Source organism: Luteimonas huabeiensis HB2 (genome assembly GCF_000559025.1).
GTDB classification, from domain to species: domain Bacteria; phylum Pseudomonadota; class Gammaproteobacteria; order Xanthomonadales; family Xanthomonadaceae; genus Luteimonas; species Luteimonas huabeiensis.
The window spans coordinates 1-678 of sequence record NZ_JAAN01000065.1 but is presented as its reverse complement, the minus strand read 5'-3'; the positions used below and the strand labels follow the sequence as shown (position 1 = coordinate 678).

Sequence of the window (678 nt, the reverse complement as noted above, 5' to 3'; positions counted from 1 at the left end):
ATCAACATGAGCCTGGGCAGCGTGAATCCGCAGGCGTGCCCGCAGTTCTACCAGGAGGCGATCGACACCGCCAACGGCCTGGGCTCGATCGTCGTCGTGGCCGCCGGCAACGACAACGCCAACGCCGGCAGCTACACCATGTCCTCCTGCGAGGGCGTGATCAGCGTCGGCGCGACCCGCATCAACGGCGGCAAGGCGAACTACTCGAGCTGGGGCCCGCGGGTGGACATCGCCGCGCCCGGCGGCGGCGGCGACGTGGACGGCGATCCGAACGGCTACGTCTTCCAGGTCGTGAACGGCGGCGGCACCACGCCGACCGAGGAGTGGTACATCGGCGGCTATGCCGGCACCTCGATGGCCTCGCCCGGTCGAGACCCCGCTGGCCTGGGACGCGATGCGCGACCTGCTGAAGCAGACCGCGCGCCCGTTCCCGGTGTCGATCCCGGGTTCCACCCCGATCGGCGTGGGCATCCTCGACGCCGGCGAACTCCTGCGCCGCGCCACCGAGCCGCCCTGCGACCCCGAGATCGAGGATTGCCTGCCGAGGACGACCCCGCTGCGGAACAAGACCGAGGTGCGCGGCCTGTCCGCCGGCGCCGGCGACGCGCTCTTCAGCTTCGAGGCCGAAGCCGGCAAGCCGGTGAGCTTCATGACCTTCGGCGGCAGCGGCGACGTGTC

The 678-nt window shown here is 71.2% G+C and carries 2 pseudogenes; both read left to right on the top strand.

The features are described from left to right. Positions 1–6 precede the first annotated feature (6 nt). Positions 7–306, top strand: a pseudogene (locus tag Z164_RS23475) (S8 family serine peptidase); the annotation flags it as partial. Between the two features lie 34 nt (positions 307–340). Then, positions 341–678, top strand: a pseudogene (locus Z164_RS23470) (Subtilisin-like serine protease); the annotation flags it as partial.